The 22,616-nt window shown below is 55.2% G+C and carries 21 protein-coding genes and 1 tRNA gene; 9 read left to right on the forward strand and 13 right to left on the reverse strand.

What is annotated here, in order from left to right; translation table 11 throughout:
* Positions 1-5: 5 nt before the first annotated feature.
* Positions 6-956: a beta-hydroxyaspartate dehydratase BhcB gene (gene bhcB, locus L0666_RS10575; protein WP_235261271.1), complete on the reverse strand. Its 951-nt coding sequence runs from the start codon at positions 954-956 to the stop codon at positions 6-8.
* A 176-nt stretch (positions 957-1,132) separates the two neighbouring features.
* Between bhcB and bhcR the strand changes: the two genes are divergently transcribed.
* The gene (gene bhcR / locus L0666_RS10580; RefSeq protein WP_235261272.1) at positions 1,133-1,990 is read left to right on the forward strand and encodes an HTH-type transcriptional regulator BhcR; all 858 of its coding nucleotides are present in this window, start codon (positions 1,133-1,135) and stop codon (positions 1,988-1,990) included.
* Here bhcR and L0666_RS10585 read toward each other — a convergent pair.
* The 8 genes from L0666_RS10585 to L0666_RS10620 all read right to left on the reverse strand — a co-directional run bounded on the left by L0666_RS10585 (position 1,987) and on the right by L0666_RS10620 (position 9,579).
* The gene (locus L0666_RS10585; protein WP_235261273.1) at positions 1,987-2,805 is read right to left on the reverse strand and encodes a bifunctional allantoicase/(S)-ureidoglycine aminohydrolase; all 819 of its coding nucleotides are present in this window, start codon (positions 2,803-2,805) and stop codon (positions 1,987-1,989) included. The genes bhcR and L0666_RS10585 overlap by 4 nt on opposite strands.
* Positions 2,806-2,905: 100 nt before the next feature.
* On the reverse strand, positions 2,906-3,559 hold the full coding sequence (locus L0666_RS10590) for a lysoplasmalogenase family protein (protein ID WP_235261274.1): 654 nt from the start codon (positions 3,557-3,559) through the stop codon (positions 2,906-2,908).
* Positions 3,560-3,594: 35 nt separating this feature from the next.
* Positions 3,595-3,669: transfer RNA gene (locus L0666_RS10595), tRNA-Glu, on the reverse strand.
* A gap of 77 nt (positions 3,670-3,746) precedes the next feature.
* Entirely contained in the window at positions 3,747-5,513 is a 1,767-nt protein-coding gene (recJ, locus tag L0666_RS10600) for a single-stranded-DNA-specific exonuclease RecJ (RefSeq protein ID WP_235261275.1), read from the reverse strand.
* Between the two features lie 136 nt (positions 5,514-5,649).
* A complete protein-coding gene (glpX, locus tag L0666_RS10605) occupies positions 5,650-6,609 on the reverse strand; it encodes a class II fructose-bisphosphatase (RefSeq protein ID WP_235261276.1) in 960 nt (319 codons plus the stop codon).
* Between the two features lie 81 nt (positions 6,610-6,690).
* A complete protein-coding gene (locus L0666_RS10610; protein ID WP_235261277.1) occupies positions 6,691-7,911 on the reverse strand; it encodes an MFS transporter in 1,221 nt (406 codons plus the stop codon).
* 31 nt (positions 7,912-7,942) lie between these two features.
* The gene (locus L0666_RS10615; RefSeq protein ID WP_235261278.1) at positions 7,943-9,229 is read right to left on the reverse strand and encodes a homoserine dehydrogenase; all 1,287 of its coding nucleotides are present in this window, start codon (positions 9,227-9,229) and stop codon (positions 7,943-7,945) included.
* A gap of 71 nt (positions 9,230-9,300) precedes the next feature.
* Entirely contained in the window at positions 9,301-9,579 is a 279-nt protein-coding gene (locus tag L0666_RS10620; protein ID WP_235261279.1) for a hypothetical protein, read from the reverse strand.
* Between the two features lie 226 nt (positions 9,580-9,805).
* On the opposite strand from L0666_RS10620, the gene L0666_RS10625 reads away from it, so the two are divergent.
* Both L0666_RS10625 and L0666_RS10630 read left to right on the forward strand, forming a co-directional pair.
* The gene (locus L0666_RS10625; protein ID WP_235261280.1) at positions 9,806-10,750 is read left to right on the forward strand and encodes an NAD(P)-dependent oxidoreductase; all 945 of its coding nucleotides are present in this window, start codon (positions 9,806-9,808) and stop codon (positions 10,748-10,750) included.
* 55 nt (positions 10,751-10,805) lie between these two features.
* Positions 10,806-11,273 (forward strand): hypothetical protein, encoded by a 468-nt coding sequence (locus L0666_RS10630; RefSeq protein WP_235261281.1) that lies wholly within the window; start codon positions 10,806-10,808, stop codon positions 11,271-11,273.
* A gap of 22 nt (positions 11,274-11,295) precedes the next feature.
* On the opposite strand, the gene L0666_RS10635 is transcribed toward L0666_RS10630, so the two are convergent.
* The 3 genes from L0666_RS10635 to L0666_RS10645 are packed head-to-tail and all read right to left on the reverse strand — an operon-like array spanning position 11,296 to position 14,358.
* On the reverse strand, positions 11,296-11,895 hold the full coding sequence (locus tag L0666_RS10635) for a TadE/TadG family type IV pilus assembly protein (RefSeq protein ID WP_235261282.1): 600 nt from the start codon (positions 11,893-11,895) through the stop codon (positions 11,296-11,298).
* Position 11,896: 1 nt separating this feature from the next.
* Positions 11,897-12,466 (reverse strand): TadE/TadG family type IV pilus assembly protein, encoded by a 570-nt coding sequence (locus L0666_RS10640; protein WP_235261283.1) that lies wholly within the window; start codon positions 12,464-12,466, stop codon positions 11,897-11,899.
* A gap of 11 nt (positions 12,467-12,477) precedes the next feature.
* Entirely contained in the window at positions 12,478-14,358 is a 1,881-nt protein-coding gene (locus tag L0666_RS10645) for a TadE/TadG family type IV pilus assembly protein (RefSeq protein ID WP_235261284.1), read from the reverse strand.
* 378 nt (positions 14,359-14,736) lie between these two features.
* Between L0666_RS10645 and L0666_RS10650 the strand changes: the two genes are divergently transcribed.
* From L0666_RS10650 to L0666_RS10675, 6 genes are all read left to right on the forward strand, one after another.
* Entirely contained in the window at positions 14,737-16,179 is a 1,443-nt protein-coding gene (locus tag L0666_RS10650) for a Glu/Leu/Phe/Val family dehydrogenase (RefSeq protein ID WP_235261285.1), read from the forward strand.
* Between the two features lie 192 nt (positions 16,180-16,371).
* Positions 16,372-17,637, forward strand: coding sequence for a sarcosine oxidase subunit beta family protein (locus tag L0666_RS10655; RefSeq protein ID WP_235261286.1), 1,266 nt, complete (start codon positions 16,372-16,374; stop codon positions 17,635-17,637).
* A 26-nt stretch (positions 17,638-17,663) separates the two neighbouring features.
* Positions 17,664-18,086 carry a hypothetical protein gene (locus tag L0666_RS10660; RefSeq protein WP_235261287.1) on the forward strand — a complete coding sequence of 141 codons (423 nt, stop codon included), beginning with the start codon at positions 17,664-17,666 and terminating at the stop codon, positions 18,084-18,086.
* A gap of 1 nt (position 18,087) precedes the next feature.
* Positions 18,088-18,351 carry a sarcosine oxidase subunit delta gene (locus tag L0666_RS10665; protein WP_235261288.1) on the forward strand — a complete coding sequence of 88 codons (264 nt, stop codon included), beginning with the start codon at positions 18,088-18,090 and terminating at the stop codon, positions 18,349-18,351.
* Positions 18,348-21,275, forward strand: a complete 2,928-nt coding sequence (locus tag L0666_RS10670; protein WP_235261289.1) for a sarcosine oxidase subunit alpha family protein — start codon at positions 18,348-18,350, stop codon at positions 21,273-21,275. Before L0666_RS10665 ends, L0666_RS10670 begins: the two co-directional genes overlap by 4 nt.
* Positions 21,268-21,810: a sarcosine oxidase subunit gamma gene (locus L0666_RS10675; protein WP_235261290.1), complete on the forward strand. Its 543-nt coding sequence runs from the start codon at positions 21,268-21,270 to the stop codon at positions 21,808-21,810. The genes L0666_RS10670 and L0666_RS10675 overlap by 8 nt, the downstream gene beginning before the upstream one ends.
* Here L0666_RS10675 and L0666_RS10680 read toward each other — a convergent pair.
* The gene (locus L0666_RS10680) at positions 21,807-22,520 is read right to left on the reverse strand and encodes a leucine-rich repeat domain-containing protein (protein WP_235261291.1); all 714 of its coding nucleotides are present in this window, start codon (positions 22,518-22,520) and stop codon (positions 21,807-21,809) included. The two genes, L0666_RS10675 and L0666_RS10680, sit on opposite strands and share 4 nt — an antisense overlap.
* Positions 22,521-22,616: the final 96 nt, after the last annotated feature.

The following is a 22,616-nucleotide window of genomic DNA, read 5'->3' on the forward strand; positions in this document are numbered from 1 at the left end:
GCCTTTCACGTGAGCCATGGCAGCGCGTCGAGATCGACATTACCGCCTGTGATGATGATACCGACGCGCTTACCCGCGAAACGGTCTTTGTTTTTCAGGAGTGTGGCGAGGGGCACAGCGCTGCTGGCCTCCATTACGATCCGAAGGTGCTTCCACGTCAGTTTCATCGCGTCGATGATGTCTTGCTCAGACGCCGTGAGGATATCGGTGACGTGGTTGGACACGAAATGCCATGTCAAATCCTTGAGAGGCACCAAGAGCCCGTCTGCAATGGTCTTGGGTGCGTCGTCAGCAATAATGTGACCCGCTTTGAAGCTGCGGTAGGCATCATCGGCTTGTTCGGGTTCTGCAGCGATGATCTGCACTTCGGGGGCTTGGGTGGACAGTGTCAGGCAGGTGCCTGAAATCATGCCACCACCGCCGATCGGGGCCATCACGATGTCCAACCCATCGGTTTGTTCCATAAACTCGCGGGCGCAGGTGCCTTGGCCCGCAATGACGCGAGGGTCGTTGTAAGGGTGAACGAAATCGCCGCCTGTTTGGGCCTGCACCTTGGCGAAGGTTTCTTCGCGTGACGTTGTAGACGGTTCGCATTCGGTGATTTTGCCACCGTAACGAGCGACTGTGTCTTTCTTGGCTTGCGGGGCAGTGCGCGGCATCACGACGTTGCAAGGAATGCCGCGCAGGCTGGCCGCATAGCTGAGGCAGGAGGCGTGGTTGCCAGATGAGTGGGTCGCAACGCCGAGCTTTGCCTGTTCGTCGTCTAACCCAAATATCGCGTTGGACGCACCACGAACCTTAAACGCGCCCGGGGTTTGAAAGTTCTCGCATTTAAAAAACAGCTCAGCGCCCGTCAATTCGTTGAGAAACTCGGACGTACGGATGGGGGTGCGGTGGATGTGGGGTGCTATCCGGTCATGGGCATCCAGCATGTTCTGGTAGGTGGGAATATACATGAGGCGTCCTCGATTTGGCATTTAGCGAGCTGATGCAATAGTCGTAGTGGGCCGTGCCCTTTAGGGCAATTTTTTCGGTTCTGACGTCTTTATGAAGGGGTTTTGTAAAATTCACATACTTGTCAGAGGTTTACATTTTTCATATATTGAAAAATATTTTCAAATATGAGCGGTCTATGTCAAAAGAACATCACGCATCGCCGTCTGCTTCGAAATCTCGTGCGCGGGGACGGCCCAAAGCATGGGACGATAAATCTGCACAAAACACGATCAAGTCGTTGGATCGCGCGCTCGACGTGTTGGCGCGTCTCGGTGATCTAGAAGAAGCGACGTTGAGCGAACTGGCCAGCGATTTGAACCAATCTCCGGCCACCATTTATCGCGTGCTGACGACTTATCTTGCCCATGATTTCGTGAGTTTTGATGAGCCCCGACAAGTATGGGCTATTGGTGCAGGGGCGTTTTTGACTGGCGCAAAATTCATGCGCAACACCTCGATCATCGAACGCGCGCGCCCCCATTTGCGCCGCCTGATGGAAGCCACCGGTGAAACCGCAAACCTTGGCGTGCCAAAAGAAACCGATGTGCTGTTCTTGGGGCAGGCCGAAACGCACCATGCGGTTCGCGCTTTCTTTGCGCCAGGGACGTTGTCACCGATGCACGCGTCCGGAATTGGCAAGGCGCTGTTGGCTGAGTGGCCGGAGCGTCAGGTTGCGGCGATGGTCGAAAATGGCGATCTGGAACGGTTTACCGATCATACATTGACGCAATTGGACAGGCTTTCTTCTGATTTGAAAGCAACAAAGACACGAGGCTATTCTATTGATGCAGAAGAGAAAAACGTTGGAATGCGCTGTATCGCGGCCCCTGTTTTTGATGTGACAGGCGCACCGGTTGCAGGGCTCTCAATCTCAGGGCCTGTAGCGCGGATCACCAAGGAGAGAATTGCGATCATTGGACAGCAAGTGCGCCATGAGGCAGATGCTTTGACCCAAGCGTTGGGTGGGGCGGTTACTGACCGCCGTGGTGCCTAAAGCCCAGGGTGACGGTTCACGTCTTTATACAACAGATACCGGAACGGACCGGGGCCGCCCGTGTAACAGGCCTGTGGGCAGAAGGCGCGCAGCCACATGAAATCGCCAGCCTCAACTTCGACCCAGTCGTTGTTGAGGTTATAGACCGCCTTGCCCTGCAACACATAAAGCCCGTGTTCCATGACGTGGGTTTCCAAGAACGGGATCACGCCGCCGGGTTGAAAGGTGACAATCGTAACGGCCATGTCATGGCGCATATCTGACGGGTCCACGAACCGTGTGGTCCCCCATGCCTCGTTGGTGTCTGGCATATAATTAGGTTCAACGTCGGCGTCATTGGTCACAAGGGCAGGCGGGGCGTCGATCCCGTCCACCCATTCATAGGCCTTGCGAATCCAATGGAACCGGCAGGCCGTGTCGGTGTCATTCTTGAACGACCACTCCGCCGTGACGGGGATATAGGCGTAACTGCCTTCGCTAAGGGTATGACTGGTGCCATCAATCGTAAGCGTCGCGCCACCTTCGACAACAAACAAAACAGCCTGCGCCTCGGCGTCCGTGTCGGGCTTGTCGGAGCCACCACCGGGTGCGACTTCGACGATGTACTGGCTGAATGTTTCGGCAAATCCTGACAAGGGGCGCGCCAATACCCAAGCACGCGTTTTGTCCCAGAACGGCAGGTTGCTGGTCACGATGTCACGCATCGTGCCTTTAGGAATGACAGCGTAACTTTCCGTAAACGTCGCGCGGTCGGTCAATAGCTGGGTCTGCGGCGGGTGGCCGCCACGTGGTGCGTAATATGTGGGTTTTGTCATACCTCTAGGATAAAGACCCTTTGCCTGCGGCCAAGGCCCAAACACACCACAACACTCGTTTGAAAAGATTGATAATACGAGCGCGCCGCGCTGCGCTGATTTAGGCCCAAAGCACGGCGAGTAGAATCAGGCTTTGCCCACCCCAATAAAGAGCCCAAAGCAGCATCGCTGCGCCGCGCCGCTGAACGCCATGGAAAACAAACAGTTCAAACCCGAGAATCGCATCAGATGCGATGAAGAAAAGCGCCCCGACGATTGCCAAACTCAGCGGCCACGTCACAGGCAGGCCGAGGGCTGACAGGCCCATGAGAATGATAACCCCCGAATAGACCAGCACAGGGCCACGCATCGCGCCAAGGTGTGGCAGGAGGCGCCAGACGATTGTTGCAGCAGTCGCAACCAACGCCGTACTCACAAGAAGCCGCCAAGGTTCAGCAAAAAGTGGAGTGATCCCGCCGCCCAACTGCCAAAGCAATACAACATAGGCCAAATGGCCGATCAAAAACGCGATAAGGCCGTAAAGGAAGTTACGCTCGCCATGCCGAGACAGGTACAGATCGCCAAGCGTTCCGAACGCAAGTGCAAGGGTCAATGCAATCGGGGCCTGCGACAAAAGGCTTATGACAGCTAGTGCCCCGACGGCTGGGATTTTGACGCCACTGCGAACCGAACCTACCGGCACATGAACAAAATGCGCCCCATAAGTGAGCGCAGACAAAAGCGAAACAACGCCCAAGATCAGCAAGATTTCCATGGGGGATATTTATCTATTTTTCCGGAAAACACCAATGGCAGTCCCTAGGGGAATCGAACCCCTCTTTCCAGGTTGAAAACCTGGCGTCCTAACCGATAGACGAAGGGACCGCTCGTTGGTGAGGGCGTATTTAGGGAAACCTCTTCAGACACGCAAGTAGTTTCTTTGCATAAAATTGCAGAAAGTTTCACGAAGCCGGTGCAGCGTCTTCCAGACGCAGTTGTGGGCTCTGTCGCCCCTGCCATGTGTTGATTTCCAAACGGCCTGCAAGGTGGAACCGCGCGCCGTTATGGCCTTGTAACATTGGGCCTATGGGGCCATCCATCGCGCCAAAGGCGATCGCGTCAATGCGCGCGGAAATTCCGTCCCCAAAAGTTACCTTTAAGTGGTTCGCGCCAACAACCTTGGTGAAATTGATGGTGCAGTCGGGAAAGACAAAGCGAGGGGCAGCTGCTCCGGCGCCAAAAGGCCCCGCCTGTTCGATTTGTTCGATAAGTTCGACCGTGGCGGCACCGGGCATGAGCAACCCATCCACCTTGAGATCAGCTGGCCCGATATCGCCTGCACCTTGTTTGCCAAGCAGTTCAGACAGGCGTTCCATCGCGGCATCAAGTTTATCGCGTGCCACTGTCAGTCCGGCCGCCATTTTATGCCCGCCGCCCTTGATCAAAAGCCCCTCAGCGGCACAACGCTGAATCGCAGCCCCAAGGTCGATCCCCGTAACAGACCGGCCAGACCCCTTACCTTCATCCCCATCCATGCCGATCACAATCGCTGGGCGGTTGGTCGCTTCTTTCAAACGAGAGGCAACAATGCCTACAACACCAGGGTGCCAGCCTTCACCGGCGGCCCAAACGAGAGGGCCAGTTTTGCCGCGTGTTTCAATCTGTTCAAGGGCCATGTCACGAACAGCCGATTCGATGTCGCGGCGTTCCGTGTTAAGCTGGTCCAGCCTGTCGGCCATGGCTTGTGCTTCGCGAGGATCGGTCGTCGCCAATAGGCGTGCGCCAAGATCAGCCTTGCCAATGCGACCGCCCGCGTTAACGCGTGGCCCAAGCAAGAAACCAAGATGGTAGGAACTGGGCGCGGTGTCCATTCGAGCCACATCTGCCAGTGCGGTTATGCCGACCCGTTGACGCCGTGCCATCACCGTTAGCCCCTGACGAACAAAGGCACGGTTCACCCCAACAAGCGGCGCTACGTCCGCCACAGTGCCGAGCGCCACGAGGTCTAATAGCGACATCAGATCGGGTGTCTTCTTCCCGGCCTCCCGCAGCTGACGGTTTGCTTCTACCAGTGCGAGAAACACAACACCGGCGGCACAGAGATGGGCCAGATCGCCGCTTTCATCTTGTCTGTTCGGGTTCACTACAGCCAGCGCATTGGGAAGCGTTTCACCACCCAAATGGTGATCCAGTACGAGGACATCTGCGCCCTTTGCAGCCTCAATCGGGCCATGAGACAGCGTACCGCAATCGACGCAAATAATAAGGTCATTGTCTTTAGCGAGGGCGGCCATTGCCTCATCGTTGGGGCCATACCCTTCGTCGATCCGGTCTGGCACATAAAGCGTCGGGCGCAGATCAAAGTTGCGCAACCAATCGATCAACAAAGCGGCAGACGTGCCGCCATCAACGTCGTAATCTGCAAAGATCGCTATTCTCTGACGCGCCTGAGCCGCTGCTACAATTCGTGCCGCAGCGGGTTCCATGTCTTTCATGGAACGCGGGTCCGGCATCAAATCGCGAAGGGTCGGAGCCAGAAACGCGGCCGCCTCAGTCGAGGGAACCCCGCGCCGAACCAGTGTACGACATACAGGAAGCGGTAGGCCGGTGTCCTGCACCATTGCCTCCGCTAGGCGGTCATCTTCGACACTGGGGCCGACCCAACGGCGGCCAGTACTGGATTCGGAAACATCTAAAAATGCGCGCGGGGTATTTGGGGTGTCATTCATCGTTGCCAACCCTATGCGTGGTTCGCCAGATTCGCCACGCCCCATCTTCAGTGCTTCTCAAAAACACTCGCCGAAGACGGCCGGAAATTCATAGAATTTCGGGCCGCCCGCCCGCTGCAAGCGCAGATCGTCAGATTTAAACGGGGTTGCGATATGTCATGCGGCGCACGGAGCCCGTTTTGGAACGCATCAGGATTGTTTCTGCGGTCAAGAAACCTGGTTCGCGTCTGATGCCCTGCAACAGGGAACCGTCGGTTACGCCTGTCGCAGCAAAGATAACATCAGACGTCACCATGTCATCACGTGTGTAAACACGGTCAAAGTTGGTGATGCCGGCCTTTGATGCGCGACCACGTTCATCGTCATTGCGGAACAAGAGTTTGCCGAACATTTGCCCGCCCATGCATTTCAGTGCCGCAGCCGCCAGAACGCCTTCGGGTGCGCCGCCGCTACCCATGTACATGTCGATGCCTGTGGTGGCCGATTCAGCGCAGTGCATTACACCAGCAACGTCACCGTCTGTGATCAGACGGATGGCAGCGCCAGTTCCGCGCAGTTCCGCAATCATCGCTTCGTGGCGGGGACGTTCCAAAACGCAGACTGTGATATCTTCGGTCGAACACCCTTTCGCCGCAGCAAGTGCTGAAACACGTTCACTTGGGGACATGTCCATGGTCACGACGCCGTCGCGAAAGCCTGGGCCGATTGCCAGTTTGTCCATGTACACGTCAGGCGCGTGCAACATCGACCCACGTGGGCCCATGGCGATTACAGTCAATGCGTTTGGCATGTCTTTTGCGGTGAGTGTCGTGCCTTCCAGCGGGTCCAGCGCAATATCAACACCAGGGCCTTTGCCTGATCCGACCTCTTCGCCGATGAACAACATCGGTGCTTCGTCGCGTTCGCCTTCGCCGATGACAACCACGCCCGCAATGTCGAGCTTGTTCAGCTGCTCACGCATGGCGTTAACAGCCGCTTGGTCGGCGGCTTTTTCGTCACCGCGCCCGATGAGGGTCGCGCTGGCCAAGGCCGCGGCTTCGGAAACACGGGCAAGGCCAAGGGAAAGCATACGGTCATTAAAATCAGCGATTGGCATGAAAAGATCCTTTGTTTGTTCCTGTCGGCTTATCGGGTTGCCTTGGGCAGATGCAACACTGGGAGCGCTAACATCTGGCGGCTATTTCGCGGGCGCCTCAATTTCGATCCTGCGTGCCGCAATCGCGAGGCCAATCAGGGCGATTAGGCCAATCAACACAGCCACGCTTAGGATGGCTCGGATGTCCGCATAGGGCAGTTGCCCTGCGTCGTTTGCATTGATCGCACCGATCCATAATGCGGATGCAAAGGCCAATCTCCCCACGAAGCTTTTGAGAGACAACCAAGTGGCGCGGCTGTCGTCGCTCAGCAACGGCTGGATGCGTCCCAAGATGAATGGGCGTGACAAGGCATCTGGCACCATGCGCAGCATTAGAAAGACCAACACGATGGCACTTTCGGTTAGAGCCATGACGCCGGATATCGCGATTTGCAGGCCAAAGGCGGCCAACAAAAGAAGGGGGAGGCCGAACGCGCGGCGCAGCCGCAGGGCGAACAATGATGCTAAGACGGAAACCCCCATCATGAAGGCCGTGATGACCCCGCTGACCAACGGCGCGGATGCGGCAAAGCCGATGTCATTTAGGGCCGCTAGAATAAAGGGTTGGCCAAACACAAATGGCAAATGGCTGAACCCATACATCAACACGGTGAGTACAAAGAACCACATCAAGATCGGATTGCGAACGTTCGACCCAAGATGAGAAACGCGCAAAAGCTCCGCGCCTTCGGCCATGGCCGTTTTGCGCGGTGGTTCGACAAATCGAAATGTGACCCAGATCAGGCCCATCAAGGCGACTGCGCTGGCCCCGAACGGCAAAGTCGGCGAGATTAGCGCCATTGCGCCGCCCGCGACCGCAGACACGGCGAGGGCAATGAAGGAATACCGCCACGCGATTACTTCTTGGCTTTCAACCTCATCTGACCGGTCTATCGCGGCTAGACTTTCATAAAGCATGGCTTCATCCGTGCCGCTTGCAAAAGCAGCGCCCATACCGATCAAGACTTGCCCGAAAGCGAAAACTGCAAAACTGTCGCCAATCGCCAGCAACGCTGTGCCTGCAACGGCCGCGCAGGCGCTGGCGATCAGCGTAAACCTGCGACCCAGTCGATCCGACATATAACCGGACGGAACTTCGAGAAGGGTCGTAGCAACGTCATACACGGCATAGAGCAAAATAGCTTGAGCGCCGGACAGGACGTCCTGAAAATACAGAAACCAAACAGCTTGCCAAAAGGTCAAGCTGCGCAGGAAACGTGACCAGCGATAGAGCGTTATATTGCGGGCAAGGGCGGTCTTCATGCCCTTACACTATCAGTAAATCGCGCGACCGCTATTCGACTTCTTCGATACGAATAGCAACGGGGTCACCCTGCACGACAGATTTGTCCATTGCAGCCAGCGCTTCGTCCAAGGCTGTGCGCGTTACTTTGTGGGTCACAATCAATACCGGTGCTGCCGTGTCGGCATGGCCGTACTGGCGCATACGGTCGATAGAGACGCCCGCATCACCCAAGACCGCAGCAACTTTTGCAAGGGCTCCCGGTTTGTCGACGAGCTGGAAACGCAGATAGTAGGGCGCGGGAACGGCTGCTTTCGCAGGGCGCGCCTTACGCAGGGTTGTCGCTGGCTGGCCAAAGGTCGCGAGACGCAAACCACGTGCGATATCGATTACATCAGACATTACTGCACTGGCGGTTGGGCCTTCGCCCGCTCCCGCGCCGCGCAATACGATTTGGCCTACGCTGTCGCCTTCGATGACCACCATATTGGTGCCACCTTCGAGTTGACCAAGCGGTGAGCTGGCAGGGACGAGGCATGGGGACATGCGCTGTTCAAGGCCGCGGCCTGTCATCTGGGCTACTCCAAGCAATTTGATACGGAAGCCCATGTCGTGGGCCGCATCGATGTCCTCAAGGGTGATCGCCTGAATGCCTTCAAGTTCAACCGCGTCGAAATCAACTTGCGTGCCAAATGCCACCGAGGACAGCAGCGCCAGTTTGTGACCAGCATCAATGCCACCCACATCCAGATTTGGGTCTGCTTCGAGGTAGCCGAGTTTATCTGCTTCATCAAACAGCGCATTGTAGCCCTGACGGGTCGCCTGCATCTGGGTGAGGATGTAGTTGCAGGTGCCGTTCATGACACCCATTACGCGGGAAACATCGTTGCCCGCCAGACCCTCGGTAAGGGCTTTCATCACAGGGATACCGCCAGCAACGGCGGCCTCATAACGGATGACTTTGCCTGCGGCTTCGGCGGCTTCGGCCAAGGCCTGACCATGGTGGGCGAGCATGGCTTTGTTTGCGGTGACTACGTCTTTGCCTGCTGCGATGGCTGCTTCTGTTGCATCTTTGGCAGGGCCTTCGTCGCCCCCCATAAGTTCAACAAACACATCAACGTCGTCGCGTTTCGCCAGCGCTACAGGGTCGTCTTCCCACGCGTAATCGCCCAGCGGCACACCGCGGTCTTTGTCTTTGGAGCGCGCGGACACGGCGGAAATTGTAATGGCGCGTCCAGTTCGTGCTTCAAGCAGTGCTGCGTGCTGGCGAATGATACGCACAACGCCCACGCCAACAGTTCCTAGGCCAGCGATACCAAGACGAAGAGGAGTGGTCATAACGGGCGTCCTTTTAAGAAAATTGGCCAAAGCGGTGATTTACAGCCTGTTAGCGCGAGCGCGACAAGACTTCAACGCACACCGCGCAGCATTCTCGCGCGAATGGCAGGTGCAATTACGGGCCCACGCAAGCCAGCTGCGCGCGTGCGCAGGTTAGCAAGACGCGGCGAAAGTTCTGTTTCGACCTCGGCGGCGCCCTGATCAGCGGCTTCTGCTTGCAATAAAAGGGGTCCAAGGGGGATCAAGTCCGGTGTTGCGCCCTGCGCCAGCTCGGGCGCGATTGTGCCGTCAAGCTCCGGAAATTGGGTGCAAGCGGACAGGGTAATCAACAAGAAAGCAGTCAGGCGCATAAGGTATCCGATAAAGTTGGCGCGACCATAGATGTGCGCGTGCGTGTGAACAAGGTGCGCAGTCGTTATGCGGCGCGGCTTCGCCGCACGTTATTTTAGGTGTGTGCGGCAAATGTGAGCCCTTCGCGGTTTGCGGATTAATTTGTGGCAAGGGTGCGAAAAGTCGCGTTTAGAGCAGACGTGACGCAGGTGGCACTGGAGCAATGGGAAAACAGGAGAGGTGACGATGAAAGTTGGATTTATTGGATTGGGATCCGTTGGCGGAAAGCTCGCGGGATCTATCTTGCGCAACGGATTTGATCTGCGTGTGCATGATCTTGATGCAGATGCGGTCGCTGGGTTTGTAGCACGAGGTGCGAAGGATGGCGGATCTCCTGCGCGAGTGATGGCCGATAGTGATGTTGTCATTACCTGCTTGCCGTCGCCAGCGGCTTGCGGCGCCGTCGTTTCGGCGATGATGCCCGAAGTTCGTGCCGGCAAAATCTGGATGGAAATGTCGACCACGGATGCAAGCGAGGTTCAACGTTTGGCAGCCGACGTGCGCGCTAAGGGTGGGATGGCCGTTGATTGCCCCGTGTCGGGTGGGTGTCACCGCGCGGCGACGGGCAACATTTCGATTTTCGCAGGCTGTGATCGGGACACTTTTGAAACTGTTCTTCCTTTGCTGACGACATTGGGGCGTCGGGTTTTGCATACAGGTGACGTCGGTTCGGCGAGTACGTTGAAGGTGATGACGAACTATCTAGCGACGGCGAATTTGCTAACCGTTTGCGAGGCCATGGTAACAATGAAGGCGGCGGGTATGGATTTGGCAACAACCTATGAGGCAATCAAGATTTCGAGTGGTACGTCTTTTGTACATGAGACAGAAAGCCAAGTCATTTTGAATGGCAGCCGCGATATCGGTTTTTCCATGGGGCTAGTTAAAAAAGACATCGGTTTGTTCCAGCAAATTGCCGAAGACCACGATGTTCCCTTGGAAATTAGCCCGATGATGGTGGAAATTTTTGAAGAGGGGATCGAACGCTACGGGTTTGACGCGCAGTCAGATGACATCATCAAGCGCCTAGAAGAACCGACCGGACTCGATATCACGGCACCGGGTTTTCCAGCTGTGATGGTCGATGATGAACCTGAAGAACCGGGTTATGAGGTCGTGCCGCCGCGCTAATCGCTTTTCTTGCGCGCCTTGCAGCTTTAAAGGGGGGCGACCAATAGGAGCACGTATGTCAGAACAAGCCCCCATCGCGACCCTTTCTGCCTCGGCTGGACGTCGAATTTTTGCTTATGCAGCGGTCTTTGGCCTTGGCGCTTTGTTGATCTTACTGGCGTTCAAACAGCCGCCCTCATTTGGATGGCAATTGTTCCTTGTCCTGCTTGGTGCAGGAGCATTGGTCGTTGCAGAACGTCTGCGTCGCGCGACCTTGGTCGGATTGGTTCTTACTGAAACTGACCTGCGCGATACGACGGGTCATGTCCTGACGCGGCTTGATAACATTGCAGCGATTGACCGTGGTGCATTCGCTTTCAAACCGTCACACGGTTTTGTTTTACGACTTCGCGAAAGTGGCGAACGTGCATGGGCACCTGGCCTTTGGTGGCGGTATTCAAAGCGCATCGGTGTGGGGGGCGTTACGCCGTCTGGTTCGGCACGCTTTATGGCCGAACAAATCGCGCTTCGCGTTCAGCGATAAACACGCCGGACCAATCTATCGGTTAGCTATCGCCTGGGCAGATACGACCGCTGTTCGTGCCGTTAACGCTGTAACAAAGATTGTTTGGCGACCAACGGTGGCGGGTGTAGCTGATGTTCTTAAAGGTGAACCCTTCGAGGCCGATTGCGTAGTAGGGGTTAAAGTCCACTGATGTCTGAACCACGATAAGAATTTCGTTGTTCGGCATGATCGGGATCTCACTTTTCACCAAACCAATTGTCGCAATTGGGGTGTCATCGTAGTCACTTCCGCCACCTTTGGCACGGGACCAAACAACATTATGCGTGTCTGTATCTGCATCGTATTCGATTACGCTGACGCGCAAACGTGTCAGGTTTGGAGACGACGTAAGGAAACGGTGCATCAGCCATGTATTCGTCATGAACGTATTGGTGATGTAGTCCGTCTCACGGCTGATAGAGTCCGCGATGGTGTAGTTGGCCTTGAGGTTGATTGACTGATTTCGGAATGCGTCAAAGAAGACGAACGTCGCCAAAACAACCGTAAACAGCGTTGGGAACATGATAACAGATTCAATAACGACAGACCCGTCTTCGTTGCGACGAAGCTTTGCTAGGCTGTTTTTGATGAACTTCAACATGTTAAATAGGCTCCATGACAAAGGCTGACGTCGCAACAAGGCGGTAGTAGCCGGGGTCATTGTCGTTCATGCGCGACAGAAACCAGCCCAAGGCAGAATCTGGGAACATAGGAGCAGCGCGGGCGCAGGCGCGCACGATCATCATTTGGTTTGGCAGACCATTGTCAAAACCAATCGGGCGCGCAAAGGGGTCAGAACTATCGACACATTCTGGAACAGGGTCCACCTTGCCTGCACCGACACCATTGGTCACGCGCAAGTCGACAGTAACCATCTCGAGGCGCATTCTCTCGGTGCATTCAGGGATAAGGCCAGCGGCATTGCACACCATGACTTTCAAGTCGTCCTCGTCGATGTGATTACCTGTGTTCAAACGGACTTCGCGAATAGCCATGTCCAAGCCGCGTTCAAGCATCACGTGACGAGTCGTCAACAGCCCGAGTTCGAACGCCGAAATTGTCAGGACCATGAACGGAATGAACATGATGCAGAATTCGATCGTTGGTCCGCCGTCTTCGCCACGGCGGAACCCCCGAAGGAAACGTCCTATCGACTTGAAACCATGTGTCATCACAGTGGTCCTTACTGAGTCAGTTTCAGTGCGCGGATGTCAGACGCAATGGAGGAGAACGCATCGGTAATATCGGTGCCGTCCACATCGAAGTAGTGGCTCGGAGAGCTGGCACAATCCGCAAGCGCTGTCTGACCGCCATGTGGTGCTTCAAACGCAACAGTATAGATGATGATGCCTTGGTCGCGTGCTGCCTCACAGATGTCAGACAGACGATCGTCAGCCTCATCACCGTCTACGATATCGTAATCGATTGAGTAGTCGGCGTCATTGTAGTCGGCATAATAGACGAGAATGTTGTCACCGTTTTCATCGTACAGATAGTTTCCGTGCTCATCGCGGGCCCATGTTGTACCTGCGCTGTTCGGGATTGCGCCGGCGCTTTTCGCGCGCGACAGCAGATCGTTGTTCACGCGGTTGTATTCCCAAGTCGCGTAAAGTTCCTGCCAAGATGCTTGGTGCACATCATTTGCATAGCGATTTCCCATGCCGTTGACCATCGACAAACCAGGGATAGGGCCTGCTTCCATTGCAGCAACGTATTCGGCGTTAGATGAATAACCGCTGGGATAGTCTTTCCAACGCTGAGAAGAATAGCTGTGGCTGATGTAGAAACGGTCGTCTTCATAGTATTCTGGCGTCCGAAGACCATCGTACTGAACCGAAATGTAATTCCGGTTCACGTCTTGAAGCGCCATGTTTCCATAGTCGGTGTCGTAGTCGCTGAGGTTGAACCAAATATAGGACATGTTGTTCTTGAAGCGATCATACAGGTCGTATTGCTGTGTGTTCGAACCATCCGTCATTAAAACAACAATTTTGGCAATGTCGCTCTGGTCGTGGGCTTGAGGGCGCCCGGCCGCGATGGCAGGAACGCTTGAATCGCTGTCGCCCGCCAGTGCAGTCACGATATCTTGTGTGCTCGGGTCAAGCAGGGCAACGCCCCACTTCATGCCCATATCAATGGCTGTGTTGCCATAAGGCTCAAGCGCATCGATTGCATCGTGCAACAACTCTTCGTCCGTTGAGAGCGGCACAATGCTGTTGAAATCGCCAACGTGGCACCATGGGTTCTGGATCGGCTTTAAGTCGGCAGAATACCAATCCGGGTCAAAGTGCGACACGTGAGGGTAGGTTTCATCGAGATCAAGCGCAGTTGTCTCAAAGAGGGAATCATCCTCAAACAATGGGCAGGTAGAGAAGTCATGCGTGCGGTCGATGTTCAACAACGGAGAAATGCCCGTTCCTGGGTTCACAACAGCAGAGTAAGGAACGATTGAGATTGTGATGAGCCCGTTTGGTGCATTGGTGTTGTTTTCCAAAACGGTAGACACAAAGTTGCGTGCCGCAGGGCGCAAGTTCTGAATGCGGTTGTCGCGTGACATCGAACCCGAAACGTCCAAAATCAGAGAAACTTCAACGTCAGTTACACGCTCTTCGGCGGTGGAGGCCCCAACAACGGTAAATGTTGAAAGGCCCGGGTTAAACGGATTCATGAAGACATTTGGCAGGTCAAAGAAGAACAACGGCATGTCAACTTTAGCATTGGCTGTCACGACGCGGTAGTTGATGCCTTGCTCAACGATAGGGGGGCCGTCCAAAAAGTCGATCATTCCGGCCTTGGTGAAATAGTCGACGACGATGTCAGCAGGGTCTTCTGTTTGGTCCAGATCTGCTGCAGCAAGTGTTGCGCGGTCCAAAGTCGCCTGCAGTTTTGCACGCGTTGTTTCGAAGCGCATCAAGTCAACGGCCATGCCGCCAAACGTCAATATGAGGACAAACAAGATAAGAGAGAAGATGATCATCGCACCTTCTTCGTCTTTGCGGAAACGTCCTAACTGCCGAGTTACGGCGTTTGCGGTCGTTTTGATTGGGTTAAACATCGTTGTCATCTCACTATCCTCAAAGCCCCTACGCGGAATGCGGAGTCGGACTCGTCCTACTGATCTGAGTTCTTAGAGCATTTGCAGATGGCAGAAATAGGGCGAATTGCGGCGACAAGTGGTTAACACCCCGCCATTTTTAGGACGGTTTACTTTTTTTCTGCGGATTGTCGTCAATTCGAGGACGATCAACGTTTTTCTTGGTTAATCCCTGCTTATTTTTAAAGGGCGATCGTAGGATTTATAAAAAATTTCTTAACGTCAAATTAATCTGCCCATTTTTTGTGCGAATCGTGGTTAAGCTAATGTTGCTAGCCACTATTGGTTAACCTGACATCAGGATTTTCCGCATAGGCGGACTGTGTTTTATTCATGAAAGGATCCCTCATGAGCACCCAATCTGAACACGTTAAAGAACCTTCATTTCGCGAGAGCGTGGACATAATGTTTAACCGCGCAGTCGCGCTTATGGATTTGCCTTTAGGGCTCGAAGAAAAGATCCGCGTTTGTAACGCAACGTATACAGTGCGTTTCGGGGTGCGCCTGCGCGGTAAGATCGAAACATTTACAGGATATCGGTCTGTGCATTCCGAACATATGGAACCTGTGAAGGGTGGTATTCGCTTTTCCATGGGGGTTAACCAGAACGAGGTAGAGGCGCTGGCCGCCTTGATGACCTACAAGTGCGCATTGGTCGAAACGCCCTTTGGCGGATCCAAAGGTGGCTTGTGCATTGACCCGCGCGAATGGAACGAGGACGAGATGGAGCGGATTACCCGCCGCTTTGCCTACGAGCTCGCCAAGCGGGACCTGATCAATCCATCCCAGAACGTTCCAGCACCTGATATGGGGACGGGTGAGCGTGAAATGGCGTGGATCGCCGATCAGTACCGCCGCATGAACACCACAGACATTAACGCGGCCGCTTGTGTTACAGGCAAACCGGCCCACGCGGGTGGTATTCAGGGCCGCGTAGAGGCAACGGGGCGGGGCGTCCAATATGCGTTGCAGGAATTCTTTCGCCATCCAGAGGACATCAAGAAAGCGGGTCTTAAGGGAAAACTTGATGGAAAACGTGTTGTTGTTCAGGGCTTGGGCAACGTGGGCTACCATGCCGCGTCGTTTCTGCGCTCGGAAGACGGCAGTTTGATTACAGGGATTATTGAACGCGATGGTGCATTGTCTGATGAAAATGGGATCGACGTCGAGGCTGTCCATGCATGGATCAGCAAACACGGTGGCGTAAAGGGTTACCCGGATGCGACCTATGTTGAAAACGGGGCATCTGTTCTGGAACAGGATTGCGACATTCTGATTCCAGCGGCGCTGGAAGGGGTCATCAACCTGACCAATGCCGCCAATATCAAAGCGCCATTGATTATCGAAGCTGCGAACGGGCCGGTTACAGCGGGCGCCGATGATATTTTGCGCGAAAAGGGCACGGTTATCATTCCCGATATGTACGCCAATGCTGGCGGTGTGACGGTGTCTTATTTTGAATGGGTCAAGAACCTGAGCCACATCCGGTTTGGGCGTATGCAGCGCCGCCAAGAAGAAAGCCGCCATGAACTGATCGTGGGTGAGCTCGAACGTCTCAGCACCCATTTGGGCGATCAGTGGTCGATGACACCAAACTTTAAGGACAAGTATTTGCGCGGTGCGGACGAATTGGAACTCGTTCGGTCTGGCCTGGATGACACGATGCGCACGGCCTACCAAGCCATGCGCGAGGTCTGGCATGCCCGTGATGATGTACATGATCTACGCACGGCGGCCTATCTGGTTTCGATTGACCGCGTTGCCAAAAGTTATCGCGCCAAAGGTCTTTAACGACCCTTTGCCATTAAAAACGAGGGCAGGCGCGTGCGTCTGCCCTTTTTTCGTTGGGTCTCCACTATGTCGTTGTTTTTTCAACTTGAGTGCTCAGCGCTTGGCTTGTCGTGGATAGAACCGCTTTTGTCGAAATGCGGCATTGCGGTTGCCGCTAGCATGGCTAGGGTTTGAAAGAAGCAAGGGGATGTTATGGGATTGTTCAGCGGCTATTCCGGACTAAAAGTCATCAAAGAAGGGCTGATGGGGCAAAAAGGGTGGAAACCCGTTTGGCGCAACCCAGCCCCAAAGCCTGAATACGATGTGATTGTCATCGGCGGGGGTGGGCATGGATTGTCGACAGCGTACTATCTGGCAAAAGAACACGGCATCACCAATGTTGCGGTGCTCGAAAAGGGCTACCTCGGTGGCGGCAACGTGGGCCGTAATACAACCATCGTGCGGGCAAACTACCTGCTTCCCGGAAATTCTGAATTTTACTCTCACTCTCTGAAGCTCTGGGAGGGGATGGAACAAGACCTCAACTACAACACGATGATGTCGCAACGCGGTGTGCTGAACCTTTTCCACTCTGACGGGCAACGCGATGCTTTTGCGCGGCGCGGTAATGCGATGATCAACCAGGGCGACGATGCGATCCTGCTGGATCGTGAGGGCGTGCGCGAGCATGTGCCATTTATTGATTTCGACAATGTCCGGTTTCCTGTCTACGGCGGCCTTTTGCACAAACGGGGCGGCACAGCGCGCCATGATGCTGTTGCGTGGGGATATGCACGTGGGGCAGACCAACGCGGCGTCGATCTGATCCAGAATTGCGAAGTGACGGGCATTGATATCGAAGCTGGCGTCGTCAAAGGCGTGCAGACCACGCGTGGTGCGATCCGCGCCAAGAAAGTCGCAATTGTCGTCGCGGGTCGTTCGGGGCAGGTCGCGCAGATGGCGGGCCTGCGTCTACCGATCGAAAGCCACATCTTGCAGGCGTTTGTGTCCGAAGGCGTGAAGCCGATCCTTGATACTGTTGTCAGCTTTGGCATGGGTCACTTCTACATCAGTCAGTCTGACAAGGGCGGGTTGGTTTTTGGGGGTGATCTGGACTTTTACGCGTCCTATGCAGCACGGGGCAATCTGCCCATGGCTGAACACGTAATGGATGCCGCGATGACGCTGATGCCCGCAATCGGCAAGGCCAAAGTCTTGCGCAGCTGGGGCGGGATTATGGATATGTCATCAGACGGATCACCCATTATTGATAAATCGGGGATCGAGGGGCTCTACCTCAATTGTGGCTGGTGCTACGGCGGATTCAAGGCCGTGCCGGGGTCAGGCTTTTCGTATGCCCACCTTATTGCCCAAGATCGCCACCATGAACCTGCTGCCAAATTCCGTCTTGATCGTTTTCGTACGGGTGTTGGGCTGATGGACGAAGAGGGCACAGGCTCTCAACATAATCTTCATTAATAAATTGCTTAATAGGAGCATCTAAATTGGCTATCATTGTTCGTATCCTCTCCGTTCTAGGTCTAACTGTTTTAGTGTCGTGCACCACGGTGCCGCAGACAGAACCATGCCAAAGCCCAGAGGCCTGCCTTATGTCTGGATTGATGGTGCAGGGCATGGCACCATCAATTGGAGAGGATTTTGGCGGTGGGGTTACCTTAAGCAATGTTCAGGCTGCGGGCGCGCTGGTGGTTTTTGATTTGAAATTGCCAATCGGCGGAGCGGGTTTGGAAACTGTCCAAAAACGCATCCTACATGACGTCGCATCCCAAGGTTTCGTTAACGGGTTTTGCGGCCAAGCCTCAGGGGAAGCAGATGTTTTCCAGTTCGGTAACGCCTATCAAATACGCACCGTCGGCAGTGACGGCATCGTCATTGGTGCATCGACCCTACGAAGTTGCGGAGGCTGATATGCGCTTGCCATGTCCTTTGTGCGGAGACCGAGACCGTCGCGAGTTTTTCTACCAAGGGGCCGCTGTGACCTTGGACCGCCCCGCGCGGGATGCAGGCGACGCTGCTTGGAATGATTACCTGCACAACCGCGACAACCCAGCAGGGGAAACTCGTGATCTTTGGCATCACGAGGCGGGCTGTGGTGCGTGGATCGTGGTGCACCGCAACACAGTTACGCACGAAGTTTATGGCGCAGAGCTGGCGCAGAAGGCCAAAGCATGAGAGTCCAAGGCAAAGGTCTAAATGCGAATGGCGCTCCGTTGACGTTCACGTTTGACGGGCAAGAATATCAGGGACGTGAAGGCGATACGTTGGCGGCGGCATTGCTTGCCAATGGGCAGCGTTTGGTGGGGCGCTCGTTCAAATATCACCGTCCGCGTGGAATACTGTCGGCAGGATCGGAAGAACCAAACGCCTTGGTGACGCTTGGTGAGGCGGCGAAGCAAGACCCCAACATCCGCGCCACCACGCAGGAGCTTTTTGACGGGCTAGAGGCGCGGTCGCAAAACGCTTGGCCGTCGTTGAAAAACGACGTCATGGCGGTGAACGATCTGATGTCCCCTTTCTTGAGTGCGGGATTCTATTACAAGACATTCATGTGGCCCAAAGCGTTCTGGGAAAAGGTGTACGAACCCATCATTCGCCGGGCCGCTGGGCTTGGCGCTTTGTCTGGTGAAACCAACGACGACACCTACGAAAAGGCCTTTGCTCATTGTGATGTGTTGGTGATTGGCGCGGGGCCCGCTGGGATTATGGCGGCACTGACGGCTGCGCGGGCGGGGCTGGATGTGATCCTTGCGGATGAAGACAGCCGCATGGGGGGGCGCCTGTTGGCGGAAACCTATGACGTTGACGGGCAAGCCGGCGCTGATTGGGCGACGCAACAAATCGCCGAGCTGAATGCCATGGAAAACGTGCGCCTCATGCCGCGAACGACTGTCGCGGGGGCCTATGATCAAGGCACATATGCGGCGCTTGAACGGGTCGGGCATCACCGTGCAGACCGGACGGGCCCGCGCGAGTGTTTCTGGCGGATTGTGTCAAAACGCTCGATCCTTTGTGCTGGCGCGTTGGAACGGCCGATCGCGTTCCCGAATAATGATCGCCCCGGAATCATGACGGCGGGCGCGGTGCGCAGCTATTTGAACCGATGGGGCGTGGCGCCGGGGCAGGCGGTCACCGTGTTTGCCAACAATGACGACGCCCACCGTACGGCGCTGGATTTCATCGACGCCGGAGTGACGGTGGCTGGTGTGATCGACAGCCGTGACAGCGCACATGCACTGGGCGATTACCCTTTGTTCAAGGGCGGGCAAGTGATCGCCACCAAGGGGCGGCATGGGCTGACATCTATCACGGTTGAGCACTCGGGCGGTACCGAAGAAATTGCGACAGACTGTCTAGCGATGTCTGGCGGTTGGAACCCGACCGTTCATTTGACCTGCCATATGAACGGGCGCCCCACATGGTCTGACAACATATTTAGCTTTGTTCCTACCGAAGGATCCGTGCCGAATATGTCCGTTGCGGGGGCGGCGAATGGTGTCTTTTCAACGCTTGGCTGTCTTCAGGACGGGATCGATACAACGCAGCGCGTTTTAGTAGATCTTGGAGTGGATGCTGCAGATGTAGAAACGCCAAGTGCGGAGGACGCGCCATACAGGATCGAACCGCTTTGGCAGGTCGAAGGTAAGGGCCGCAAGTGGTTGGACTTTCAGAATGACGTGACCGTCAAAGATATCCGGCTTGCGGCATTGGAAAACTTTCGCAGCGTAGAGCACATGAAACGCTATACCACACAAGGAATGGCGACCGATCAGGGCAAAAATTCCAACGTCGCGGCTTTGGCTGTGCTGGCTGATGCGACGGGGCGGGGCATTCCTGAAACGGGAACGACAACATTTCGTCCGCCGTATTCGCCCGTTGCAATTGCCGCTATGGGGGCTGGATCACAGGGCCACGGGTTTGCACCTGAACGGTTGATGACATCGCACCATGCCACCACCAGCCGCGGTGCGCCGATGATCGAGGCGGGACTATGGTATCGCCCCAGCTATTTCCCGCGATCTGGTGAGGAAACGTGGCTCGATAGCTGCAATCGTGAGGTCACGATGGTGCGGGGCGCTGTCGGAGTTTGCGATGTTAGCACATTGGGCAAGATCGACATTCAAGGGCCGGACGCTGCTGCGTTTTTGGATTTCGTCTACTGCAACACGTTCTCCACGTTGAAAGAAAAACGCGTTCGATACGGGTTGATGCTACGCGAAGACGGGCATGTGATGGATGATGGAACCACGGCGTGTCTGGGGCCAAACCACTATGTCATGACGACGACAACCGCTGCAGCGGGGCAGGTTATGCGCCACTTGGATTGGGTGTCTCAAGCGCTTCGCCCTGATCTTGATGTGAGGTTCGCAAGCGTCACCGAACAATGGGCGCAGTTTGCCGTTGCTGGTCCGAAATCTCGGGATTTATTGAACACGATTTTCGATGATGAAATCGACAATGACAGTTGGCCGTTTATGGCCTGTGGGACCGTAGGGATCAGCGGTGTTCAGGGGCGGTTGTTCCGCATCTCGTTTTCGGGGGAACATGCTTATGAAATTGCTGTGCCAGCGCGCTATGGTGCGTCCTTGTTCGGGCAGTTGACTGCCCAAGCCGAAGCCATGGGTGGGGGTGCTTACGGAATGGAAGCGCTCAACGTTATGCGGATCGAAAAGGGGTTCATCACCCACGCGGAAATCCACGGTCGCACAACCGCGTTTGATATCGGGTTTGATCGTATGGTGAGCCAGAAGAAAGACTGTATCGGCAATGCGCCGTCGCGCCGTGAAGGTCTGCTTGATCCTCAACGTGAACAACTTGTTGGCCTGAAGCCGATTGAGGCGGACGGAAAGCTCACTTCTGGTGCGCATCTTTTCGTTGAGGGAGCGGATGCGGTGCGTTTGAATTCTCAGGGCTATGTCACGTCGGTTTGTTATTCACCGACGCTTGGTCACGACCTCGGCCTTGCGTTCCTCAAAGACGGCCCAAACCGATACGGTGAACATGTGATATTGGTGGATCACTTGCGCGATGTGCGGACCCTTTACGAAGTCTGTCACCCTGTGTTCTTGGATCCAGAAGGGGAACTTGCCCGTGGTTAAACTGATCGCGAAATCGCCCTGCATGGGGTTGTTGCCGAAAACAATTGGTGCTGTTGATTTGACAGAGGTCGAACCTGCCTTGATCACATTAATCGCGCCATTCGCGGGGCAAACGAAAGCCGTGTCTGCAGCTTTGAAGGATGCATTGGGGGTGTCCTTTCCCGCGCCGAACCGCGCCGTTGGCACGGGCGCCCGTGCCGTTTGGGTTGGTATGGGACAGGCTTTGCTGATGGGGGCGAACTGCCCAGATCTAAAAGGCGCGGCTTGTATCGATCAATCGGATGCGTGGGCGATTGTGCGGATTGACGGTGTTGATACTTCGGCAGTCTTGGCGCGACTCACGCCCCTTGATGTGCGAGACAGTCAGTTCAAACGCGGCCACACGGCACGCACCTTGGTTGGCCATATGACCGCGAGCATCACCCGTCTTGGCGTGCACTCATTCGAAGTGATGGTCATGCGGTCCATGGCGGGAACGCTGGTGCATGAGCTTGAACAGGCCGCTGAAAACATGGCTGCACGGGCCACCGCTTAGCAAACGACCATTAACGCTTCGACGAGCACCTCAACGCCAGAGTCACGCAGTGCGTCGATGACCAGTTGTTGGTCTTCGTTTAGTGACCATTGAGAAACAGATATCTGACGTAGTTTTGGCATACTGCGCAGGACAGACAAATCGTTTGGCAGCGCCGCATCCACAAGGTCCAATCGCTCAATCGACGGGTGATTGCGCAATCCTGAAAAGGACGTCACCTCGGCGCGTTCTAGGTTCAGATTTTTAAGAGAGCGCAGATCTCTTACGAATAAAAGATCGCCAACAGCGTTTGCTCCGATGGCAAGTTCTTCTAGGTTTTGCAGCTGTCCGATTGGGCTAAAGTCTTCGACCGATAGGCCTTGCACATGCAAAAGACGCAGGTTCGGGAAATTGCCAAGGCTGCCGAGGTCGGTCACTTGAGTCATCCCGATGTGGAGTTCATTCAATTGTGACATAGTGGCGATGTCCGACAAGCCATCGAAGTCGGTGTAACTTGTCATGAATGCCGTTACGTGGCCCATTTGGGCAACAGGGGTGTAATCTTCGACCAATTGACTGTCGAGGTTCAGCCGACCGCACTCGGACCGCACGCAGTCGTCCATGACCGTCCGTCCTAGTAAGAGCCGTTCTTCTCTTGTTGTGACCTGAGGGCCGGGATCGGTCATTTGGCAAGATGACAATACGGCGAAGGCGACTGTTAAAGGGATCATGCGCATTTGAAAAAGCTTTCTTTCTTACAAGGACCTCAGCATGGCCGCCAACAGCGGCCCTTACAAGTCCGGCACAGTTTACGGGCATGAAATAGC

It is taken from the genome of Octadecabacter algicola (genome assembly GCF_021532625.1).
Classification (GTDB): domain Bacteria; phylum Pseudomonadota; class Alphaproteobacteria; order Rhodobacterales; family Rhodobacteraceae; genus Octadecabacter; species Octadecabacter algicola.